General features: G+C 72.6%; 21 protein-coding genes. 5 read left to right on the forward strand and 16 right to left on the reverse strand.

What is annotated here, in order from left to right; all coding sequences use genetic code 11:
• Positions 1-78: 78 nt before the first annotated feature.
• Positions 79-990: an HAD family hydrolase gene (locus ABC270_RS15380; protein ID WP_412881595.1), complete on the reverse strand. Its 912-nt coding sequence runs from the start codon at positions 988-990 to the stop codon at positions 79-81.
• Positions 987-2,252 carry a serine--tRNA ligase gene (gene serS, locus ABC270_RS15385; RefSeq protein WP_412881596.1) on the reverse strand — a complete coding sequence of 422 codons (1,266 nt, stop codon included), beginning with the start codon at positions 2,250-2,252 and terminating at the stop codon, positions 987-989. Before serS ends, ABC270_RS15380 begins: the two co-directional genes overlap by 4 nt.
• 128 nt (positions 2,253-2,380) lie before the next feature.
• On the opposite strand from serS, the gene ABC270_RS15390 reads away from it, so the two are divergent.
• Positions 2,381-3,445 carry a diacylglycerol/lipid kinase family protein gene (locus tag ABC270_RS15390; RefSeq protein ID WP_412881597.1) on the forward strand — a complete coding sequence of 355 codons (1,065 nt, stop codon included), beginning with the start codon at positions 2,381-2,383 and terminating at the stop codon, positions 3,443-3,445.
• A 145-nt stretch (positions 3,446-3,590) separates the two neighbouring features.
• On the opposite strand, the gene pheA is transcribed toward ABC270_RS15390, so the two are convergent.
• The 4 genes from pheA to ABC270_RS15410 all read right to left on the reverse strand — a co-directional run bounded on the left by pheA (position 3,591) and on the right by ABC270_RS15410 (position 7,204).
• Complete coding sequence (gene pheA / locus ABC270_RS15395) at positions 3,591-4,547, reverse strand: prephenate dehydratase (RefSeq protein WP_412881598.1); 957 nt, start codon at positions 4,545-4,547, stop codon at positions 3,591-3,593.
• Between the two features lie 144 nt (positions 4,548-4,691).
• Entirely contained in the window at positions 4,692-5,252 is a 561-nt protein-coding gene (locus tag ABC270_RS15400; RefSeq protein WP_412881599.1) for a MarR family winged helix-turn-helix transcriptional regulator, read from the reverse strand.
• 9 nt (positions 5,253-5,261) lie between these two features.
• On the reverse strand, positions 5,262-5,717 hold the full coding sequence (locus tag ABC270_RS15405) for a hypothetical protein (protein ID WP_412881600.1): 456 nt from the start codon (positions 5,715-5,717) through the stop codon (positions 5,262-5,264).
• Entirely contained in the window at positions 5,714-7,204 is a 1,491-nt protein-coding gene (locus tag ABC270_RS15410; protein ID WP_412881601.1) for a molybdopterin-dependent oxidoreductase, read from the reverse strand. Before ABC270_RS15410 ends, ABC270_RS15405 begins: the two co-directional genes overlap by 4 nt.
• A gap of 54 nt (positions 7,205-7,258) precedes the next feature.
• Between ABC270_RS15410 and ABC270_RS15415 the strand changes: the two genes are divergently transcribed.
• From ABC270_RS15415 to ABC270_RS15425, 3 genes are read left to right on the forward strand one after another with little or no spacing between them, the layout of a single operon-like run.
• Complete coding sequence (locus tag ABC270_RS15415) at positions 7,259-8,731, forward strand: glycosyltransferase 87 family protein (protein ID WP_412881602.1); 1,473 nt, start codon at positions 7,259-7,261, stop codon at positions 8,729-8,731.
• A gap of 4 nt (positions 8,732-8,735) precedes the next feature.
• Entirely contained in the window at positions 8,736-9,794 is a 1,059-nt protein-coding gene (gene moaA / locus ABC270_RS15420) for a GTP 3',8-cyclase MoaA (RefSeq protein WP_412881603.1), read from the forward strand.
• Positions 9,791-10,051: a MoaD/ThiS family protein gene (locus ABC270_RS15425; RefSeq protein ID WP_412881604.1), complete on the forward strand. Its 261-nt coding sequence runs from the start codon at positions 9,791-9,793 to the stop codon at positions 10,049-10,051. Before moaA ends, ABC270_RS15425 begins: the two co-directional genes overlap by 4 nt.
• A 214-nt stretch (positions 10,052-10,265) precedes the next feature.
• On the opposite strand, the gene ABC270_RS15430 is transcribed toward ABC270_RS15425, so the two are convergent.
• Genes ABC270_RS15430 through ABC270_RS15455 form a run of 6 tightly spaced genes read right to left on the reverse strand, consistent with a single transcriptional unit; the run spans position 10,266 to position 15,508 of the window.
• Positions 10,266-11,366 (reverse strand): calcium:cation antiporter, encoded by a 1,101-nt coding sequence (locus ABC270_RS15430; protein ID WP_412881605.1) that lies wholly within the window; start codon positions 11,364-11,366, stop codon positions 10,266-10,268.
• Positions 11,363-12,403, reverse strand: coding sequence for an ABC transporter ATP-binding protein (locus ABC270_RS15435; protein ID WP_412881606.1), 1,041 nt, complete (start codon positions 12,401-12,403; stop codon positions 11,363-11,365). The genes ABC270_RS15430 and ABC270_RS15435 overlap by 4 nt, the downstream gene beginning before the upstream one ends.
• A complete protein-coding gene (locus ABC270_RS15440; protein WP_412881607.1) occupies positions 12,400-13,182 on the reverse strand; it encodes an ABC transporter permease in 783 nt (260 codons plus the stop codon). Before ABC270_RS15440 ends, ABC270_RS15435 begins: the two co-directional genes overlap by 4 nt.
• A 3-nt stretch (positions 13,183-13,185) precedes the next feature.
• Positions 13,186-14,019 carry a molybdate ABC transporter substrate-binding protein gene (gene modA / locus ABC270_RS15445; protein ID WP_412881608.1) on the reverse strand — a complete coding sequence of 278 codons (834 nt, stop codon included), beginning with the start codon at positions 14,017-14,019 and terminating at the stop codon, positions 13,186-13,188.
• The gene (locus tag ABC270_RS15450) at positions 14,016-15,092 is read right to left on the reverse strand and encodes a ThiF family adenylyltransferase (RefSeq protein ID WP_412881609.1); all 1,077 of its coding nucleotides are present in this window, start codon (positions 15,090-15,092) and stop codon (positions 14,016-14,018) included. The genes modA and ABC270_RS15450 overlap by 4 nt, the downstream gene beginning before the upstream one ends.
• Positions 15,089-15,508 (reverse strand): TOBE domain-containing protein, encoded by a 420-nt coding sequence (locus tag ABC270_RS15455; RefSeq protein WP_412881610.1) that lies wholly within the window; start codon positions 15,506-15,508, stop codon positions 15,089-15,091. Before ABC270_RS15455 ends, ABC270_RS15450 begins: the two co-directional genes overlap by 4 nt.
• Before the next feature lie 109 nt (positions 15,509-15,617).
• On the opposite strand from ABC270_RS15455, the gene ABC270_RS15460 reads away from it, so the two are divergent.
• On the forward strand, positions 15,618-17,255 hold the full coding sequence (locus ABC270_RS15460) for a glycosyltransferase family 39 protein (RefSeq protein ID WP_412881611.1): 1,638 nt from the start codon (positions 15,618-15,620) through the stop codon (positions 17,253-17,255).
• 81 nt (positions 17,256-17,336) lie between these two features.
• Here ABC270_RS15460 and ABC270_RS15465 read toward each other — a convergent pair whose 3' ends face one another.
• The 4 genes from ABC270_RS15465 to ABC270_RS15480 form a co-directional block, all read right to left on the reverse strand.
• Positions 17,337-18,269 carry a 4-(cytidine 5'-diphospho)-2-C-methyl-D-erythritol kinase gene (locus ABC270_RS15465; protein WP_412881612.1) on the reverse strand — a complete coding sequence of 311 codons (933 nt, stop codon included), beginning with the start codon at positions 18,267-18,269 and terminating at the stop codon, positions 17,337-17,339.
• A 65-nt stretch (positions 18,270-18,334) separates the two neighbouring features.
• Entirely contained in the window at positions 18,335-19,639 is a 1,305-nt protein-coding gene (locus ABC270_RS15470; RefSeq protein ID WP_412881613.1) for an O-acetylhomoserine aminocarboxypropyltransferase/cysteine synthase family protein, read from the reverse strand.
• Positions 19,639-20,691 (reverse strand): LLM class flavin-dependent oxidoreductase, encoded by a 1,053-nt coding sequence (locus tag ABC270_RS15475; protein WP_412881614.1) that lies wholly within the window; start codon positions 20,689-20,691, stop codon positions 19,639-19,641. The genes ABC270_RS15470 and ABC270_RS15475 overlap by 1 nt, the downstream gene beginning before the upstream one ends.
• Before the next feature lie 82 nt (positions 20,692-20,773).
• Positions 20,774-21,772, reverse strand: coding sequence for an ATP-grasp domain-containing protein (locus tag ABC270_RS15480; protein ID WP_412881615.1), 999 nt, complete (start codon positions 21,770-21,772; stop codon positions 20,774-20,776).
• Position 21,773: the final 1 nt, after the last annotated feature.

The raw sequence follows: 21,773 nt of genomic DNA on the forward strand, positions 1-21,773 counted from the left end.
CGCGACCACGTGGCGAGACGTGACCGCGTCCCGGGAAGTCTAGCGGGCCTCCAGGTCGGCCAGCGAGACGAGCGAGCACTACCGCGGGAGCGTGTCGAGCGCTGCCGCGAGCCCGTCGTCCGTCACGCCACCGGTGAGCTCGTTGCCCGCGTCGACCACGTCGTCCGGCGCCTGCCCCATCGCGACCCCGCGACCGGAGGTCGAGGCCCACCGCAGCATGTCGATGTCGTTCCGCCCGTCACCCGCGGCGAACACCCGGGAGCGCGGGATGTCGAGCCACTCGCGCACCCGCTCCATCGCGGTCGCCTTGGTCACGCCCTCGGGAGCGATGTCGAGCCACGAGGTCCAGCCGACCGAGTACGAGACCTTGTGCAGCCCCATCCGCTCGACGACCTGCAGGAAGTCCTCGGTGTCGTGCCCCGGCGAGATGACGACGACGCGGGTCGCCTCGACGCCGAGCAGCTGGTCGAAGGGGACGTGGTCGCCCTGCACCGTCATCGTGTCGTCCGGGAAGTTGCCGGACAACAGGAAGTGGCCGTCCTCGTCCTCGACCCCGAACGCGGCGTCGGCGAGGGCACCGTGGATCGTCTGCAGCACCTCGGTCGGGTCGAAGCGCTCGACGTGCGCGTGCTCGTAGGTGCCGTCCTCGCGCCGACGGAGGGTGAGGGCGCCGTTGGCGACGACGAGGTACTTCGGACGGATGCCGAGGGTGTCGAGGAGCGGCACCGTCATGCTCTCGCTGCGGCCGGTGGACAGCATGACCTCGTGCCCGGCGGCTTCGGCGTCACGGACGGCGGCGATCACGGTGTCGGTGATGACCCCGTCCTCGCGCATGGTCGTGCCGTCGATGTCGAGCGCGACGAGCCAGCGCTTCGTCCGTGCCGGGGCAACACCGCCGTCACGGGCAACACCCGAAGCGGCGGCTCCGCCACCAGCGGCAGCGGCACCGCCGTCGCCCGAACCGTCGACGAACCGCTCGTGCGAACTCATCGGGGCTCGATCACCTCGACGCCGCCGAGGTACGGACGGAGCACCTCGGGCACGACGACCGAGCCGTCGGCCTGCTGGTGCGTCTCGAGGATCGCCACGATCCACCGCGTGGTGGCGAGCGTGCCGTTGAGGGTCGCGACGGGCGCGGTCTTGCCCGACTCCGTGCGGTACCGGATGTCGAGACGACGGGCCTGGAACGTCGTGCAGTTCGAGGTCGAGGTGAGCTCGCGGAACGTGCCCTGCGTCGGGACCCACGCCTCGATGTCGAACTTGCGCGCCGCACTCGTGCCGAGGTCGCCCCCGGCGACGTCGATCACGCGGTAGTGCAGCCCGAGGTCCTGCAGCATCGACTCCTGGTACCCGACGAGCTTCTCGTGCTCGGCCTCGGCCTGGTCCGGGTGGACGTACGAGAACATCTCGAGCTTGTTGAACTGGTGCACACGGAGGATGCCGCGGTTGTCCTTCCCCGCCGAGCCGGCCTCGCGCCGGTAGCAGGTCGACCAGCCGGCGTAGCGGTGCGCCTGGCCCTCCGCGAGCGGCAGGATCTCGTCGGCGTGGAAGCCGGCGAGTGCGACCTCGCTCGTGCCGGTGAGGTAGAGGTCGTCGGCCTCGAGGCGGTACACCTCGGCGGCGTGCTCCCCGAGGAACCCGGTGCCCGCCATCGTCTCGGGGCGGACCAGCGTCGGCGTGATGAGCGGCTCGAAACCGGCGGCGACGGCACGGTCGAGGCCGAGCGACATGAGCGCGATCTCGAGCCGGGCGCCGAGGCCGCGGAGGAAGTAGAAGCGCGAGCCGGAGACCTTGACGCCACGGGGGATGTCGATGATGCCGAGGTGCTCGCCGAGGTCGGCGTGGTCCTTCGGCTCGAAGGCGAACTCGGGCTTGGTGCCGACGGTGCGGAGCGTGACGAAGTCGTTCTCGCCCCCCTTCGGCACGTCGGGCAGCACGACGTTCGGGATCGACCGGACGACCCGGTCGAACGCGTCCTCGGCCTCCGTGACGGTGGCCTGCGCCTCCTTCACCTTCGCGGCGAGCGCCTGGGCCTGCTGCACGAGGGCGGCCTTCTCGTCCTTCGGCGCCTTCGCGACGGTCTTGCCGAAGGCGTTCTGCTCGGCGCGGAGGGACTCGAACGAGGTGATCGCGCTCCGCCTCGCCGCGTCCGCGGCGACGGCGTCGTCGACGACGTCGACGGAGGCGCCGCGCGCCTCCTGCGAGGCCTTGATGACGTCCGGGTTGTCACGCAACAGCTGGGGGTCGATCACCGCACCATCCTAAGGGGGCCGCGCCCGGAGCCGGCCTGGAGGCCCGTGGCGGGCCCGCACCGCGCCTCCCGGCCGTTCCGTGGTCACCTCGGCATCCCCTCGCAGCATCCGGTCGGTAGCGTTGCGGCATGTCGACCCCTTCGGAGACCGCGCCTGCGGACGCCCTCCAGACCGAGCAGCAGACGGCCGCCGTCGTGTACAACCCGGTCAAGGTGCACCTGCCGACGCTCAAGCAGACCGTCGAACAGCTCCAGCGCGACGCCGGATGGGCCGAGACCCTGTGGTTCGAGACCACGGAGGAGGACCCGGGCGGCGGCATGACCCGCGAGGCGCTCGAGGCGGGCGCGGACGTCGTCGCTGCGGCCGGTGGTGACGGGACGGTGCGGGCGGTGGCCGAGGTCGTGCACGGCTCCGACGCCGCCCTCGCACTGCTCCCGAGCGGGACGGGCAACCTGCTCGCCCGCAACATGAAGCTGCCGCTCGACGACCTGCAGGCGAGCGCGCGCACGATCTTCCACGGGGACGACCGCCCGATCGACTTCGGCACCCTCACGGTCGAACGTGAGGGCGGTGAGCGCGAGCAGCTCGGCTTCCTCGTGATGGCCGGACTCGGGCTCGACGCCCGGATGCTCGCGAACACCCGGCCGGAGCTGAAGAAGCGCGTCGGGTGGCTCGCGTACGTCGACTCCCTCTTCCGCTCGGTGCGCGACGCCGACGCGTTCGAGTTCCGCTACCGACTCGACGACGAGGGCAACCACTCGGCGCGGGCGCACTCGCTCATCGTCGGGAACTGCGGACAACTCCAGGCGGGGGCGATCCTGCTGCCGGACGCCGAGATCGACGACGGCGTGTTCGACATCGCCGTGATGCGGCCCCGCGGCTTCTTCGGGTGGGTCCGGATCGGCGCCCGGGTGTTCTGGGAGAACGGGATCCTCCGCACCTTCCGCCGGTCCTCCCTCGCGAATACGGTCGTCGGGCAGAAGCTCGTGACGGCCTCGCGTGAGGAGCGGCCGCTGCGGTACCTCCGCGGTCAGGAGTTCACCGCGCGGCTGGAACGTCCCGACGAGTTCGAGGTCGACGGCGACCCGGTGGGCACGGTCGTGGCGTTCCGCTCGCGCATCGACCCGCTCGGCCTGCGGGTGCGCGTGCCCAAGCCGGGCGACGACCGCCACGGCTCACGGCGCGTGCCCTAGCTGGCGCGACCGGGCGCTCCCGCGGCCCGACCGCGCTGCAACACACCTCGAAAGCGACATCGAACCACCCGCAGGGCCCGGTTCGATGTCGCTTTCGTGATTCGACGCCGGACGACGGGTCGGCCGGGCCGAGCCGGCTCGCGCGCTACCGCGCGTCGGGCTCGCCGGAGAGGATCGCACGCAGCCAGTCCCGCGCCTCGACGAACGCCTCGTCCGAGTAGCGCGCGGGCACCTCGGGTCGCTGTCCGTCGGCCCGCGGGTAGGACCCGAGGAACGTCACACGCGGGCTGAACCGCCGCAGGCCGAGCAGCGCGTCCGCGACCCGTTCGTCGCGCACGTGCCCGTCGAGGTCGATCACGAACCGGTAGCGGCCGAGTTCGTCGCCGATCGGCCGCGAGGACAGCAGCCCCATGTTGATTCCTCGGGTCGCGAACTGCTCGAGCATGTCGACGAGGGCACCGGGGTGCTCGCTCGGCAGCTCGACGATGACACTCGTCTTGTCGGCCCCGGTCGGCTCGGGCAGCGCGAGCGTCTTCGACACCAGCACGAACCGCGTCACGGCCGAGGCGTTGTCCCCGATGGAGGACGCCAGCACCGCGAGGTCGTGGTGGTCCGTGATCCCGGGCGGCGCGACGGCCGCGTCCGCGGTGGGGTGTTCGTCGAGCAGGGACACGGCGGCCGCGACGTTCGACGACGCCGGGATGTGCCCGTGCCCGGGGAGGTACTGCTCGAGCCACTGGTGCGTCTGGGCGTAGGCCACCGGGTGCGCGTTCACGGTGTGCACGTCGGCGAGGGTGGTCCCGTGCCGTGCGACGAGGACGAAGTCGACGGGGACGAGGTACTCCCCCACGATCCGCACGCCGGGGATCCGGGCGAGGGCGTCCTGCGTGGCGCTGACCCCGCCGTCGACGCTGTTCTCGATCGCGATGACCGCGCCGACCGACCGACCGCTCATGACGTCGTCGAGGGCCTCACCGACGTTGTTGACGCTGCGCCAGGGCTTGCCGGCCGCGGCCTCGACGAGCTTGAGCGCCGCCTCGGTGAACGTTCCGGCCGGTCCGAGGTACGAGTAGGTGTCGGATGGCTCGGCGGGCGCGTTCATGCGGCGAGCCTATTGCAGCGCGAGCGCCCGGCAGCAGCGGGAGCGCCGGCAGCAGCGGGAGCGCCCGGCAGCAGCGGGAGCGCCCGGCAGCAGCGGGAGCGCCCGGCAGCAGCGGGAGCGCCCGGCAGCAGCGCGGGCGCCCGTCTACTGCAGCGTCCGCTCCTGCCCGGTGAGCCGCTCCTCGCAGATCGCCGGGGCGTCGTCGTCGCGCGGGTAGGTCAGTGCGGCGAAGCGTCCCTCGGGGTCGAGGCGTCCGAGCAGCGCCTGGGTGATGGCGTCGAGCTGCCCCACCTGCTCGTCGGTCAGGGCGTCGATGACGAACGTCCGCGCGGTCCGCACGTGCTGCGGTGCCGCCTCGACGATGGCCGCGTACCCGTCGTCGGTGAGGCGCACGTCGGTCGCACGGCGATCCTCGGTGGAGGGGCAGCGCGCGACGAGCCCCCGCTTCTCGAGCCGCGACACCACGTGCGACAGCCGCGGCAGCGAGGCGTTCGTCGCCGAGGCCAGCGCGGACATCCGCAGCGTGCGCGACTCGGTCTCGGAGAGCATCGCGATGACCATGTAGTCGAAGTGCGTGAGGTCGGCGTCACGCTGCAGCTGCTGGTCGAGCGCCGCCGGCAGCAGCTCCATGACCGCGACGAGCTTCATCCATGCACGCAGCTGCGCACGGTCGAGCCACGGGGTGTCGTCGGTCGGCTCGGGCATGTGCCGAGTCTAGCGATTGGTTGTCGGTTCAACCAGTGTTCGTGGACGATTCCTCGACATGCGGGCGCCGACGACGAGCACGGCGATCACCACGACGAGCAGCGTGCCCTCGACGATCACCAACCGCAGGCCGTAGTCGAACGGCAGGACCGTCGGGTTCTTCTGCCCGTGCGCCTTGGCAGCGATCTCGGGCAGCACCACGAGGGCCAGCACGCTCCCGAGCACCACCGCGGCCTGGACGACCACGAGCACCCAGGCCCGGACGGAGCGCCCGGTCCGGCGGAGCAGGAGTCCGGCACCCACCACGACGGGCGAGAGCACGGCGTCGTGCAGGACGACCGCGCCGAGCAGCCACGTCGCGAGGCCCCAGATCCGGTTCGGTCGCACGGTGGTCACGAGGACGTAGGCACCGAACGCCATCACCAGGACGCCGAGCACGACGAGCACGATCCGCGCGGCCCTCATGCGATCACCTCGATCTTCTCGATCCACTTGGTCTGCAGCACGCCGGGCCGCCCGGGAGCGATGATGCGCGCCGGGAACCCGTGGTCGAGGTCGAGCGTCGCGCCGTTCAGTTCGAGGGCCACGAGTGTCGTCGGGTCCTCCGCGTACTCGGGCCCCATGTCCATGATCCGGTAGCCGCCGTGCCGCTCCAGGCTCGTCACCCGGACCTGCGACCCCGGCTCGGCCTGCACGGCCCGGAGCAGATCGCGCATCCGGACGCCACGCCAGGTCGCCATCTGGCTCCAGCCCTCGACGCAGGCGATCGGCAGGTCGGCCCGCGCCGTGCCGAGCGCGACGAGCTCGGCACGCGAGAACGTCCGGCTGACGGCTGGCCCGACCACGGTGAGCGCCCAGTCCGCGGCGGTCGCGGTCGCCAGCACTCCGGCCGCTCGCGCCGTCCGGTTGACGGGCAGGTCGTTCGGACCGCGGTGGCGCTGCCGCGCACCGAACACGTTGAACGGCTCGGCGAGCGTGCTCGACTGCCCGGCGGTCAGGGCGACCACCCCGACGGTCGCGGCGGTCACCCCGGCGAAGAACCCACGTCGGGCGATCCGCTCACGTCGGCCGTCAGTCGCCTGCGCGGACGCCCTGGAGGCACGGCTCGCCTCCGGCCCGGAAGTCGCGTCTCGCACGGCGGGACTCGCGTCGGGGGCGCCGAGACTCGCGCTGGGCGCCCCGAGACTCGCTTCGGGCGCCCCGAGACTCGCGCTGGGCGACGCTCCTCGTGGCTCGGCAGCCGAGGTCGGTCGCGCATCGCGAGACTCGGCCCCGACCGGAGTGGCGGCGGGCGCGCCGTCGACCCAACGGAGCAGACGGCCGGTGAGGCCGCGGGGGTGGGAGGCGACCGCGTGCGCGCCCGGGTGGTCCGTGGCGGGGTCGACCCGCGACTCCCGGTCGGTCGACGGCGGCAGCAGCTCGCTGCCCACCGACGCGTCCGGCACGAACCGACCGTGCTCGTCGTACGAGTCCCGCGCCCGCCAGTACCGCGCGATCACCCTGAGCTTGACCGCGACGTGCACGATGAGCGAACCGATGATGACGTAGGCCAGCGCGTTGTGCACCTGCTTGAAGGGGAACGGCCACGGGTACCACTGGTACGTGTTGAGCAGCCCGGTGACCACCTGCACGATGGCCGCCGACACGAGCACCGCGATCGACAGCCGCTCGAGGAGGTGCAGGAACCCGCGCACCGGCGGGACCTGGACCAGGGCCGGCATCACCGTGTTGAGCTTCGCGAGGAGCAGCGGGATGATCGCGATCCCCGCGGTGATGTGCAGGCCCTGCGTGAACTGGTAGAGCTGGGCCGGGTGGGTGGGGAACCGCATCCCCGGCAGCGGCTGCTGGAGGAGGTGGCTGTAGACCCCGGTCCCGAAGCAGACCAGGAACGCGATGCCGAGGAGACGCCCCAGGACCACGGCGGAGCGGGCGTTCCGGTTCGGCGACGCCATCGCGGATCGTGCATCCAGGAGCAGCCGCCGGACCGTCGCTAGCCTCGACCCACCATGAGAGAACGTCTTCGCCCCGGCCGACCCGCGCCGACCGCCCTGGTGCCGACCGTCCTGGCCGTCGTCGGGGTGCTCGCCCTGGCGGGCGTCGTCGCCTACGGCGTCACGCATCTGGGGTTCCTCCGAGCTGGTCATCGTTCCCCATTCGTCGCGTGGACCCTGATCGCTTGGACGGTGTTCGCGGCGTCGGTGGTGGCGCTGCGGTTCGTGCCCGCACGGTGGACGGCGTGGCTCGTCGTCGGCGGTGGCCTGGTGGTCGGGCTCGCCGCCCTCGCAGGTCCGCCGAACACCAGCACCGACTCTGCCCGGTACGCCTGGGACGGCATCGTGCAGCACGCCGGGATCTCACCGTACGCGCACACCCCGCAGTCCGAGGCGCTCGCCGGACTCCGGCCCGACTGGCTGTTCCCGGACAAGGTCGACGGCACGTGCAAGCCGATCGAGCCGCGGTTCCGCGGGCTCGGGGACGGGGCGGACGGGCACTGCGTGGCGATCAACCGCCCCGACGTCGTGACGATCTACCCGCCGATGGCCCAGCTCTGGTTCGCGCTCGTGCGGGCGTTCGTGCCGGCGACCGCGCAGTACATGCCGTTCCAGGTCGCGGGGCTGCTGCTCTCGCTCGGCGTCACCGTCGGACTCGTCGCGGTGCTGCGGCGTACCGGGCGCCCGGTCTGGTGGGCGGCGCTCTGGGCGTGGTCCCCGCTCGTGGCGTCCGAGGCGGTCACGAACTCGCACGTCGACGCGCTCGGCGCAGCCCTGGCCACCGCGGGGGCCGTGCTCGTCGCGTTCGGTCGGCCGATCTGGGGCGGCATCGCGCTCGGGGCGGCGACCGCATCGAAGCTCATCCCCGCGCTCGTCTTCCCGCCGCTCCTCGGCAGGCGTCGGCACTGGTGGGCGATACCGGTCGGCATCGCGGTCTTCGCGCTGCTGTACGTGCCGTACGTGATCTCCACCGGGCCGAAGGTGCTCGGGTACCTGCCCGGGTACCTCTCGGAAGAGGGCTACGAGGACGGCTCCCGGTTCGCCCTGGTGTCGCTCGTGTTCCCCGGGGACGCGGGCACGATCGTTGTCGGACTGCTCGTGCTGCTCGCCGCGTTCGTCGCCTGGCGCCTGGCTGACCCGGCCGCACCGTGGTCCGGTGAGGTGCTGCTCATCGGCGTCACCTTCCTCGCCGTGACGCCCCGCTACCCCTGGTACGCGCTGCTGCTCATCCCGTTCGTGGCGCTGTCCGGCCGGTGGGAGTGGCTGTCGATCGGGCTCGCCATCGCGCTGCGCGGGGTCTGGCCGTCGACCCCGGCCTACCGGTGGTGGCTCGCCGCGGCCGTCCTCGTCGTCGTGGTCGGCACCCTCGCCCGCACGGAGCGCTCCGACTGGGTGCGGTGGCGTGACCGACTGCTGTTCCGTGACGGCCGCGCAGCGCACGCACCCGCGATGTCGTCAGGTGGGCGATCGACGGAGGACGTACGCTGACGCCATGGCTCCCGCGACCCTGCTCGGCTCGACCGGCGCTCCGTCCCCGGACGCACTGCTCGACCGCTTCGGCCGCCGCGCCGTCGACCTGCGGGTCTCGCTGACCGAGCGTTGCAACCTCCGCTGCACCTACTGCATGCCGGCGGCCGGGCTGCCGTTCGCCCCCGACGACGCCCTCATGACGGCGGCGGAGATCGAGCGGCTCGTCCGGCTCGGCGCCTCCCGGTTCGGGGTGCGCAAGGTCCGGTTCACGGGCGGCGAGCCGATGCTCCGCCACGACCTCGTCGACGTGATCGCCCGGTGCGCCGCCCTACCGGACGCCCCCGAGCTGTCGCTGACGACGAACGCGATCGGCCTGGCACACCGCGCGTCCGCGCTGTACGCCGCAGGGCTCCGACGGGTGAACGTGTCGCTCGACACCGTCGACCCCGACGTCTTCACCGAGGTCACCCGACGACCGTTCCTCGACAAGGTCGTCGCCGGACTGGAGGCAGCACACGACGCCGGACTCGCGATCAAGGTGAACGCGGTGCTGCTCCGCGGGGTGAACGACCACCTCGCGCCCGACCTCATGAGCTGGTGCCTGGATCGCGGGTACGAGCTCCGGTTCATCGAGCAGATGCCGCTCGACAGCGACCACGCGTGGGAGCGTTCGACGATGATCACCGCCGCCGAGACGCGCGCGATGCTCTCCACCTCGTTCGGTCTCGTTCCCGACGACGCCCCTCGTGACGGCGCTCCGGCCGAACGGTTCCGGGTGCTCGCGCGCGGTGCGGACGGCACCCTCGGCGCGGAGCTCGGCACGATCGGGATCATCGCGAGCATCACCGAGTCCTTCTGCGCCGACTGCACCCGCACCCGGCTCACCGCCGACGGCCACGTCCGGAGCTGCCTGTTCTCGGACGACGAGACCGACGTGCTCGGGCCGATGCGGTCGGGCGCCACGGACGACGAGGTCGCCGAGCTCTGGCAGCGGGCGATGTGGGCGAAGCCTCGGGACCACGGCGACGACAGCGACGACCTCGTGCACCCGACGCGGGGCATGAGCGCGATCGGGGGATGACCGTGACGACGGTGCGGTTCTTCGCGGCGGCGCGCGCCGCCGTCGGTGCGGACGAGGTCACGGTCGACGTGGCGTCGTTGCCGGTCGCCTCGCTCGACGAGGCGCTGGGCGAGGTCGAGGCGGCGGACCCGGAGCGGTGGTCGGCGCTGGTGCAGCGGTGCTCGTTCCTCGTCGACGGGGTCAGCACCAGGGACCGCTCGACCTCGCTCGTCCAGGTGGGGACCGTCGACGTCATGCCGCCGTTCGCCGGGGGCTGAGCGCAGGCGTCTGACGGTCAGGGGTGCGCGTTCTTTCCCATCGCGCCGGCGATCACTCGTCGGCGCGGGCATACCTGGCGAGAAGTTCCACCCGAGGACGCACGGAAAGACCAGGTACACGCGGGAACACCAGGCGAACGCGGGAACACCAGGTACACGCGGGAACACCAGGCACACCCGGAAGTACCCGGCACACCAGCGCCCGCCCCGCGCGCTACGGCGCGATCGACAGCACGATGAACGCCGCGAAGACCACGAGGTGCACCCCGCCCTGGAGCCGCGTCGCTCGGCCCGGCAGCACGGTCAGCACCGCGGCGACGATCGTCAGCGCGAGCAGCACGATCTGCGCCGACCCGAGGCCGAGCAGCAGCGTCCCGGGCATGAACAGGGACGCCACCGCGATCGACGGGATGGTCAGGCCGATCGACGCCATCGCCGACCCCATCGCGAGGTTGAGGCTCGTCTGGATCCGGTTCCGCGCCGCCGCCTTCGACGCCGCGATCCCCTCCGGCAGCAGGATGAGCAGGGCGATCACGACCCCGACGAACGACGGCGGGAACCCGACCGCGGCGACACCGGCCTCGATCGCGGGCGACTCCACCTTCGCGAGGCCGACGACCGCGACGAGCGCGAGCAGCAGCAGCCCGAGCGACACGAGCGTCTGCCGGCCGGTCGGGGTCGCCGCGTGCGCGGTCTCGTCGTCCGGAGCGGTCCTCGACCCGGGGCCGACCGGCAGGAAGAAGTCCCGGTGCGCGATCGTCTGCGTGAACACGAACAACCCGTAGAGCGCGAGGGACGCGATCGCCACGAACACGAGCTGCACCCCGGTGAACGAGGCGTTGTCCGTCCCCGTGGTGAACGTCGGCAGCACGAGCGTCAGCACCGCCAGCGCCGCGACCGTCATCGTCGCCGCGGAGGCACCCTCCTGGTTGAACCGGACGGTGTGGTGCCGGACCGTCCCGATGAGGATCGCGAGCCCGACGAGTCCGTTCATCGTGATCATCACCGCGGAGAACACCGTGTCGCGTGCGAGGGTCTCGGCCTTCGCCCCGCCCGAGCTCGACAGGGCGATGATGAGCGCCACCTCGATGATCGTGACGGCGACGGCGAGCACGAGTGACCCGAACGGCTCCCCCACCCGGTGCGCGACCACCTCGGCGTGGTGCACCGCTGCGAGGACCGTCGCGGCGAGCACGACGGCGACGACCACGACGACCACCGTGCCGAGCTCGTACCGGCCGAACGTCAGGGCCAGCACGACCGCCGCGACGACGGGTACCGCGACGGGCCAGGCCTTGCCGATCCAGGAGGTCATCCGTCGATCCTCCCACCGTCCGGCTCGTAGACCACCACCTCGTCGGCGGGGACACTGATCCGACAGGTGTCGCCGACCGCGAGCCCGAGCCCGGCGAACCGCGTCAGGGTGACGTCCGCCACGAGGTCGCCCGCCCGGATCCGCACGAGGCCGTCCCGTGGTTCGACGGCGTCCACGCGGCGTCCCGCCCCGTCGTCGTCCCGCGTCAGGACCGCGGCCGTCGGGTGGTAGGCGGCGAGGGCGGGCCGGCCGGGAGGCACGGTGTGCGCCGCCGACGCCAGCTCACCGCCGTCGGTGGTCACCATGCCGCCGCTGGTCGCCCGACCGGGGACCGTCACCAGGCCCGAGAACCGGGCGGCGAAGGCACTCCGGGGGCGGCCGAGGACCTCGTCCGGGGTGCCGTGGTCGACGACCCGACCGGCCTCGAGCACGACGACCCGGTCCGCGAGCCCCACCACCTCGACGGGGTCGTGCGACACGAGCAGCGTCGGACGACCGGTGGCGGCGGCGACGAGGGCCGAGCGGACCTCCTGCCGTGCGGTGACGTCGAGCGCCGAGGTCGGCTCGTCGAGGAGGAGCACCGCCGGGTCGGCCGCGAGGGCGCGGGCGATCGCGACGCGCTGCGCCTGACCGCCCGAGAGCGTCCCCGGCGCCCGGTCGACCAGCGGGAGCGCCCCGACGGCGGCCAGCGCGTGGCGGGCGCGCCCACGGGCCTCCCGGCTGGTGGCACCGACCGCGCGCGGTCCGAAGGCGACGTTCGCGAGGACCGTGCAGTGGGGGAAGAGGTCGGGACGCTGCGCGACCAGCCCGATCCGTCGGCGGTGGGTGGGGACCGACCGCACGTCGTCGGACAGCGTGCGTCCGTCGAGGACGACCGCGCCACCGTCCGGGCGGACGAGCCCGGCGAGGACGTCGACCACCGTCGACTTGCCGGCACCGTTGGGGCCGACCAGGGCGACGCACTCGTCCGGACCGACCTCGAGGGCGACGTCGACGTCGCGGGCGCGGACGACGACGTGTGCCGCCAGGCCGCTCACGCGAGCACGCTCCGGTTGCGCAGCGAGGACACCCCGATGACCACGACGGCGACCACCACGAGCACGAGCGAGAGCGCGACCGCGGTGTCCGGGTCGATCTCACGCTGGAGGTAGATCTCGAGCGGGAGGGTGCGCGTCACACCCTGCAGACTGCCGGCGAAGGTCAGGGTGGCGCCGAACTCACCGAGGGCGCGGGCGAAGCAGAGGACGAGCCCGGCGGTGATGCCGGGCAGGATCCGCGGCGTGGTGACGGTCAGGAAGGTGCGGGTGGGGCTCGCCCCGAGGGTCGCTGCGACCCGCTCGTACCGGTCGCCGCCGACGCGGAGCGCACCCTCGATCGAGGACACCAGGAACGGCATGGACACGAAGGTCTGCGCGATGACGACCGCCGCCGTGGTGAACGCGATGCGCACCCCGTGGTCGTCGAGGAACGCGCCGATCGGTCCGAGCCTCCCGAACGCGGCGAGGAGTGCCAGACCGCCGACGACGGGCGGCAGGACGAGCGGCAGGAGCACCACGGCGCGAGCGACCCCGGTCCACCGTGACGACGAGCGGGCGAACACCACGGCCAGCGGATACCCGAGGACGAACGCGATGCCGGTGGTCGCGGCCGCTGTCCCGAGGCTCAAGCCGAGGGCGGCGCGGGACGCGGGCGAGGTGACGAGTGCGACGAACGACCCCCAGTCGACGCGGCCGACCATCGCGAGGACGGGCACGACGACGAACAGGCCGCCGAGTGCGGCGGGGACGGGGAGCCACCACGGGACGGGGCGGCGCACCGGTCAGGGCTTCCCGAAGCCGGCGTCGGCGAGCACCCGCCGACCGGCGTCGGAGAGGACGTACGCGGTGAACGCCCTCGCGAGCCCGGGGTCCGTCGACTCCTCCAGGACGCCGATCGGGTAGGTGTTCACCGCCTCCGAGGCCTCGTCGAACCGGACGCCCTCGACCTTGCCGTCCGAGCCCTCGACGTCGGTGACGTACACGAGCCCGGCGTCCGCCTGCCCCGACTCCACCTTGCCGAGCACGTCCGTGACGGACTGCTCCTCGCTCACCGGGCGGAGGTGGACGCCATTGGCCCGTTCGACCTTCGCGGTCGCGGCACCGCACGGCACCGGGGCGGCACACGTGACGACCTGCAGGCCGGGACGGGTGAGGTCGCGGAGACCGGTGACGTGCTCCGGGTTGCCGGGCGCGACGGCGATCTCGAGGGTGTTCGTCGCGAAGTCCCGCGGTGACCCCGCCGCCACGTCCGTCCGCACGATCTTGTCCATGTTGGCCTCGTCCGCGGAGGCGAAGACGTCCGCGGGTGCGCCGTTGCGGATCTGCGTCACGAGGTCACTGGACCCCGCGAACGAGAATCGGATGGTGGTGCCGGGGTGCGCCTGCTCGAACCGGTCGCCGAGGGTCGTGAACGTCTGCTGCAGGGAGGCGGCGGCGAAGACCGTGATCGAGCCGGAGAGCGCGCTTGACGAGGACGACGCGGACACCGTGGCCCGCCCGACCGGCGCTGTGGCGGTCGGAGTCGCGAGACCGGAGCAGCCGGCCGACGTCAGGACCGTGAGCACGGCCGCGGTCGTCGCGATCACGCGAGCATCCCGTCGCAGAAGCGTCTTCACTCGCCCAGCGTAGCCGCATCTGCGTGTTCGGCGTTCTCGTTCGAGCCGACGATCGGGCGTCCTTCGGCCCGCCAGGCGGCGATCCCGCCGTCGAGGACGACGACCGGCCGGTCGAGCGTGCGCGCGTAGGCGGTGGCCCGACGCCCGCTCGCACACACCGCGACCACGGTGCGGTCGTCCGCCCGGAGCGCTCCGGGCACGATGCTGCCGGCGATGATCCCGGTCGCGCGTTCCTCGGGTGTCCGGACGTCCACGAGGACGAACGTCGCCGCGTCGGCTCCGAGGGCATCGGCGAGCGCCGACGGTGCGATCGTCCCGGGCTGCACGTCGGCGGTCGGGGCCGGCCGTCGCGAACCGGGTCCCCGGCGCAGCGGGCTCTCGGTCCACCGCCACCGCCGGGCGTCGACCGTGAGGACCCGGCCGAGCAGCGGCTCGCCGAGTCCGGCGACGAGCGCGGTCACCTGCGCCGCCATGACCGAGCCGACCGCACCGCAGAGCGCGGGCAGGACGCCGTCGAGCGCGCACGAGCCCTCGTCGGGCAGGACGTCGGGGTGGAGGTCGTGGAAGTCGACCGGGTCCGCTGCGGCGTCGTGGAACACCGAGACCTGACCGTCGTAGCCGAGGACCGTCCCCCAGACGAACGGGATCCCGTGGGCGGCACACGCGTCGGACACGGCACGGGTGACGACGACGCTGTCGGCGGCGTCCACCACGACGTCGTGTCCGTCGACCTGGTCCGGCGCGAAGGACGTCGCGAGTGCGACCACCTCGAGTGACGGGTCGACGCCGCGCAGGCTCTCCGCGGCGACCTCGGCCTTCGGACGTCCGACGTCCGCGAGGCCGAACAGGACCTGCCGCGCGAGGTTCGACGGGTCGACGACGTCGTGGTCCACCACGGTGAGCCGCCGGAGGCCGGCACCGGCGAGGTACTGCAGCACGGGTGCTCCGAGGCCGCCGGCGCCGACCACGAGGACGCTGGCGTCGGCGAGGGCGGCCAGGGCGCGGTCTCCGGCACCCTGCAGTGCGGCGGTGCGGGACGTCAGGGCACGGCGGGCGTCCACGGGCGTGGTCACTCGCGCCCCGCCGTGGACTCGGGCTCCGGGACCTCCACGGACACCATCGTCGCCTTCACCGACGCGACCGCGACCCCGCCGACCTCGAGCCCGAGGTCCCGCGCCGCCTCGGCACTCATCAGGGACACGACCCGGTGCGGCCCGCTCTGCAGCTCGACCTGCGCCATCACCCCGTCCACCACCAGGTCGGTCACGATCCCCACGAAGCGGTTGCGCGCCGAGCTCCGGACGCCCGAGGGGTCGCCGAGCTGCGCGCTCCGCTGCCGGGCGTGCTCGGCGAGTTCGCGCCCGTCGACGACCGCGCGTCCAGCGCCGTCGTCGTGTCGCGTGAAGGTCCCGCCGTCGACGAGTCGTCGGACGGTGTCGTCGCTCACCCCGAGGTAGGTCGCGGCATCGCGGATCCGGAGCATCGTCATGGTGCCTGACGATAGTCCGTGCTGCGGCACGGAACCGGCATGTGAACTCTCAGTGGACGGCACGGTGCACCCCGGCACTCGCCCAGGACGCGCGGATACGGTGCAGGACGTGAGTTCCCCCCGTACCGACACCATCAGGGTGCAGCCAGGCCTGTCCACGGCCTCGGTGCGGGAGCGTCTCCGGGCGGTCCCGAGCGGGGTGGGCGTCGCCGTCGTCCGGACGCCGGAGCTCACGATCGGCGCCCTCGGGGTCCTCGTGGCCGCTGCGTTCGCCTGGGTCCCGTCACTCTGGTACGACGAGGGTGCCACCGTCACGAGCGCCCGGCGCACGTGGCCGCAGCTCTGGGCGGAGCTGCACAACGTCGACGCGGTGCACGGGCTGTACTACGCCCTCGTGCACGTGTGGTTCTGGCTCGTGGGGTACACGCCGTTCACGCTCCGGTTCCCGAGCGCCCTCGCGATCGGCGTCGCAGCCGGGCTCGTCGTCGCCCTCGGCCGTCGCCTCGGTGGGCGGCGGTTCGGCATCGCGGCCGGGCTCGTGTTCCTCGCGCTCCCCCGCGTGCAGTGGGCCGGCAGCGAAGGACGCTCCTACGCGACCATCACGACCTTCGCCGTGTGCCTGACGCTCGTCGGGCTGACCGCCGTGCGCCGGTCCCGCTCCGGCCGGAGTCTGCACTGGTGGGTGGCGTACGGCCTCCTCGCCGTCGTGGCGATCACCTTCAACGTCTACCTGGCCCTCGCGGTCGTGGCGCACGGCGTGACCTTCCTGTGGACGATGCTCGCCGATCGCCGTGCCCGGAGCGCCGACCACGGTGCACGGCCGCTCGCACCCGCCGGCTCCCTGCTGCGGTGGACGATCGTCTCGGTCGTCGTCCTGCTCGCGGTCGCGCCGTTCGTGGCCGCCGTCGCCAGCCAGTCCAAGCAGGTCGCGTGGCTCGGCCCGATCGACGACCGCACGTTCCCGCAGGTGTTCGCCACGGCCTGGTTCGGCGGGGTCGAGGTGTACGCCGCCGTCGCGTGGGCACTCATGGTCCTCGGCGTCGCCGCCGCGCTCGTCGCTGCGCACCGTCCCTCCGCCACGGTCCGGTCGCTGTTCCGTGCGCAGGCCGTCCGCGTCGCACTGCCGCTCGTGGTCGTCCCGACGCTCGCACTCCTCGCCGCGACCGCGATGGGCAGGCACCTGTACACGCCGAAGTACGCGACCCTCAGCCTGCCGTTCGTGGCGCTGCTCATCGCGCTCGGGGTCACGCTCATCCGGAAGCGCGCGCTGCTCGCCGGCGCCCTCGTCGCCGTGCTCGTGCTCTCGGTCCCGACGTCCGTGGTGGTCAAGCTCCCCCGCTCGAAGCAGGACTCCACGTGGTCGGTGGCCGCGTCGATCATCGCCTCCGAGCGGGCGAAGCAACACGACAGCGACGAGGGGGTCGTGTTCGGCAGCGTCTACGGCCACCCCGGGACGACCGCCGACATCATCCGTCAGGCCTACCCGAACGCGTTCGCCGGCATGACCGACCTCGCCGTCCGGAAGGACGGCGCAGCCTCGGGTGTGCTGTGGAACCAGAACGGCGAACTGTCCGACACGATCCCGAGCCGTCTCGGGGACATCGACACGGTGTGGTTCGTCGGCGGGACCGTCAAGGCACGGAACATCGGACCCGAGACGGCCCGGATCCTCGCGCAGCACGGCTTCACCGCGGTGGGGCACTGGAAGACGGGCACGGTCGTGCTCACGGAGTACCAGCGCTCCTGACCACGGCCGACCGGGCGCCGGCGGCCGCGCGAGCCACGTCAGTGCACGACGCGAGCCGTCCGAGCCGCGCCGCGGGCGCCGTCAGTGCACGACGCGGGCGCCGTGCACCGGCCCGGCGGCTCGTACCGCCACGAGCCCGGCTGCGCTGAGCTCCACCTGCACCTCGAGCGCGGCGTCCCGGTCGGCGACGAGGAACGCGACCGTCGGTCCGCTCCCCGACACGAGTCCCGCGAGCGCTCCGGCCTTCTCGCCGATCTCGAGCGTCTCCGCGAGCGAGGGCTGCAGTCGCATCGCCGGTGCCTGGAGGTCGTTGTGCAGGCAGTCCGCGAGCAGGTCCGGGTCACCGGCGCGGAGTGCCTGGAGGACGTTCGCCTCGACCACCGGGGTCGTCGGCGCCGGGGCGATGTCCGCGCGGTACCGTTCCCGGTGCTCGTCGAGCGCGCGGTACACGGCGGGCGTCGAGAGCCCGGAGTCGCTGAGCGCCAGCACCCACCGGAACTCCCCCTTGGCGAGCGCCGGGCTGAGCTCGTCGCCGCGCCCGGTGCCGACCGCTGTCCCGCCGGCGAAGGCGAACGGCACGTCCGCGCCGAGCTGGGCGGCGAGCCGCAGGAGTTCGTCACGTCCGAGCGCCGTCCCCCAGAGCGTGTCGACCGCGAGCAGCGTGGCCGCGGCGTCCGCCGATCCCCCGCCCATCCCACCGGCCACGGGGACGTGCTTCTCGATCGTCAGACGGACCCCGCCCCGGTGACCGGAGGCGTCCGCGACGAGCCGTGCCGCCCGGATCGCGAGGTTCGACTCGTCCGTGGGGACCGCCGAGGTGTCGATCGGCCCCGTGAACGACACGGAGAAGTCGTCGGCCGGCTCGGCGATCACGTCTTCGTAGAGCGACACCGCCTGGTACGCCGTCGCGACGTCGTGGTAGCCGTCGTCCTGCAGCGCACCGACGGACAGGAACACGTTGATCTTGCCGGGGGCGCGCGTCCGCACGCGGGTCGGTGCGGCCAACGAGGTCATGGCTCCAACCTATCCCGCGGCCGGAGCACGTTCCTGCGCGTGACGACCAGGCTGTCCGGAGCGGACTACGACCGTGCTGCTGCGAACCCTCGCCCGAGGTCCGCGAGGACGTCGTCGATGTGCTCCAACCCGACGGACAGGCGGATCAGCCCCTCACCGACGCCTGCGGCCGCGCGCTCCGACGGTGTCATCTGCACGTGCGTGGTGGACGCCGGGTGCACGACGAGCGACCGGACGTCGCCGATGTTCGAGACGTGGTCGAACAGCTCGAGTGCCCCGACGAACCGGCGACCGGCGTCGAGCCCGCCGTCGAGGTCGAACGCGAGGACCGCCGACGGCCCCTTCGGGACGTAGCGCTGCGCGAGCGCGTGCCACGGCGACGAGGGCAGCCCGGCGTAGTGCACGCCGAGGACCTGGTCGTGCGCGTCGAGCCAGGACGCCACCGCGGCGGCGTTCGACACGTGTCGCTCCATCCGGAGGGACAGCGTCTGGATGCCCTGCAGGACCAGGAAGGCGGTGAACGGAGCGATCGCCGGACCGAGGTCCGCGGAGAGCTTCGAGCGGGTCCGCTGGATGAACGCCCGCGGCCCGAACTTCGCCGCGAAGTCCGTCCCCGCGAACCCGGAGTGCTCCACGCTCGTCAGCTGCGGGTACTTCTCCGGGTACGCCGCCCAGTCGAACTTCCCCGAGTCGACGATCAGCCCCGCGATCGCGCTGCCGTGGCCGGCGAGGTACTTCGTGGCCGAGTGCACGACGATGTCCGCGCCGTGCTCGATCGGTCGGACGAGCCAGGGCGTCGCGATGGTGTTGTCGACGATGAGCGGCACGCCGGCCTCGTGGGCCACACCGGCGACGCCCGCGAAGTCGAGGACGTCGCCGCGCGGGTTCGGGATCGACTCACCGAAGAACGCCCGCGTCTCCGGACGGACGGCGGCCGCCCACTCGGACAGGTCGGTCGGGTCCTGCACGAACGTGAAGGAGATCCCGAGGTCGCGGAGCGTCGACGCGAAGAGCGTGTAGGTCGCGCCGTAGAGCGAGGCGCTCGACACGACGTGGTCACCGGCACGTGCGACGCCGAGCACGGCGAGGGACGTGGCGGCCTGCCCGGAGGCCAGGGCGAGCGCGCCGACCCCGCCCTCGAGGTCGGCGATCCGCCGTTCCAGTGCGGCAGCCGACGGGTTGTTCACGCGGGAGTAGGTGTGGCCCGGTGCGTCGAGCAGGAAGCGCGCGGCGGCGTCCTCCCCGGAGGGGTACACGAACGCGGCGCTCTGCGCGATCGGCGGCACGTTGGCGCCCCACCCGGGGTCGGCCTTGAACCCGGCACGGATCTGCCGGGTCTCGAACGCCCAGTCGTCCTCGGGCGCGGCCATCAGGCGCCGACCCCGCTCGGCGCCGGGACGGCCGGCCGGACGAGCGGGATGACCTGCTCACCGAAGCGTTCCATCTCCTCGAGCTGCGGGGAGAACTGCAGGAGCAGTGTGTCGACGCCGGCGTCCTCGAACTCGCGGATGCGCGCGGCCACCTGCTCCGGCGTGCCCACGAACCCCGGGCGCAGACCACGGTTCGACACCGAGTAGTCCTCGAGCGACGGGACGTGCTCGAGCTGCGACTTCGAGATGAAGTCCTGGTACGACTCGTACGCCTTGCCGTGCTGCACGTCCGTGATGCGTGCGAGCTCGGCCTGCGCCTCCGCTTCGGTCTCGCGGACGATGACGTACGCGGCCATCCCGAACGCCTCGAACGGCGCGAGCCCGGCGTCCTCACGTCGGCGGCGCATCTCGGCGATCTTCGTCCGGAGTTCCTCGACCGTGCCACCGTGGGTGACGTACGCGTCGGCGTAGCCCGTGATCGCGGCCTTGCCCGCCTCGCTCTCGCCACCCGCGTAGATGCGCGGGGTGACGCGCGGCTTCGGCTCGAGGTGGGCGTTCTCGACGTCGTAGTACTCCCCGTGGAACGAGTACGGGGTCTCGCGCCAGAGGCCCTTCATGACCTCGACGAACTCGGCGGTGCGCTTGTAGCGGTCGTCGTGCTCCGAGAAGATCCCGCCGTACTGCTTGGCTTCCTCGGCCCACCAGGCGCTCACCACGTTGAACGTGAACCGACCGCCGGAGATGTCGTCGATGGTCGCCGCCTGCTTCGCGGTGACGGCCGGTAGGTGGTACCCCGGACGCATCGCGGCCATGATCTCGAGCCGCTCGGTCGTCGCCGCGATCCCCGCCGCCAGCGCCCACGCCTCGAGCGACGGGGCCGCCGTGCCCTTGATGTCGTTGAGGTTGAGCTCCGGCACGAGCGTCAGGTCGAAGCCGATCCGCTCCGCTCGCTGCGCGAGCCGCTTCACGTAGTCGAAGGTGACCGGCATGTGCTCGTCCTCGACGTTGCGCAGCCAGCCGCCGAAGAGCGGGGTCCAGTATCCGAATCGCACGGGGTGTGTTCCTTGGTGAGTACCGGCCGGGAGGCACGGGGCGGGCCCGCACCGTGCCTCCCGGCCGTGGGTGGTGTGGTCCTCAGACCGTGGCGGTCTGGTACTGCGCGGCCAGCAGGCCGCCGGTGAAGCGCGCGATCGCGCGCGGTCCGGAGACCGGCGACGACGCCTCGACCGCGAGGTTGTAGTTCGTGTTCGTGTTGATGTCGTACACGACGTGCCGGCCGTCGGTGGTCTCCATGAACTCGACGCCGGCGATCGGGATCCGCTGCTCCGCGAGGAACGTGCGCAGCTGCTGCACGAGCGGGTGTGACGCGGTGACGTCATCGCGGACGCTGAACGCGGCGGGCGCGTCGGCGGGGGCCTCGGTGCCCGGCACGTCGCAGACGGCCCCCGCGATCACCTGCGGGACCTCGCACGCGTCGGCGGGGCAGAGCTCGAAGCTGCCGGCGCTCGTGTCGACGCGGACGGCGTAGACGAACTCGCCGCCGACGAACTCGACCCGGGTGATGAACGGCTCGCGGGCGGTCAGGTACTCCTGCAGGAGCGTGATGCCGTCGACCGGGGCCTCGAACTCGGGGCTGTCGACGTACGCGTCGAACTCCGCGAGCGAGTCGAACCGACGCACGCCGAGGCCCTTGCCGCCCTGGTTGTGCTTCGTGATGAACGGGACGTCCTGCCCGTCGGTGAAGGAGCGCGCGGCGTCCTTGAGCCCCGAGGACCCGAACACCGCGGTGGTGCGCGGGACGTCGAACCCGGCGTCCTGGAGCAGGCCGTGCTGGGCGACCTTGGACACCTCGAGCTCGAGGACGTGGCTGCCGTTCACGACCGTGCGACCGGCACGCTCGAGCCGGCCGAGGAGCGCACGGGCGTACTCCTTGCTGTGCTCGTGGCCGCGGGTGTGGCTCGACGCGGACATCCGGCTCCAGTAGACGCCGGGTGCCGGCTCCGCGGACAGGTCGATCTGCCCTTCGGTGAGGAGGATCTCCTCGACCGGGACACCCTCGGCTTCGAAGGCAGCGGCGAGCGGCGGGAACCACTCGGGGTTCTCGTGGATGACGTACACGCGCGGAGAGCTCACG

It is taken from the genome of Curtobacterium phoenicis (assembly GCF_047238015.1).
Classification (GTDB): Bacteria; Actinomycetota; Actinomycetes; order Actinomycetales; family Microbacteriaceae; genus Curtobacterium.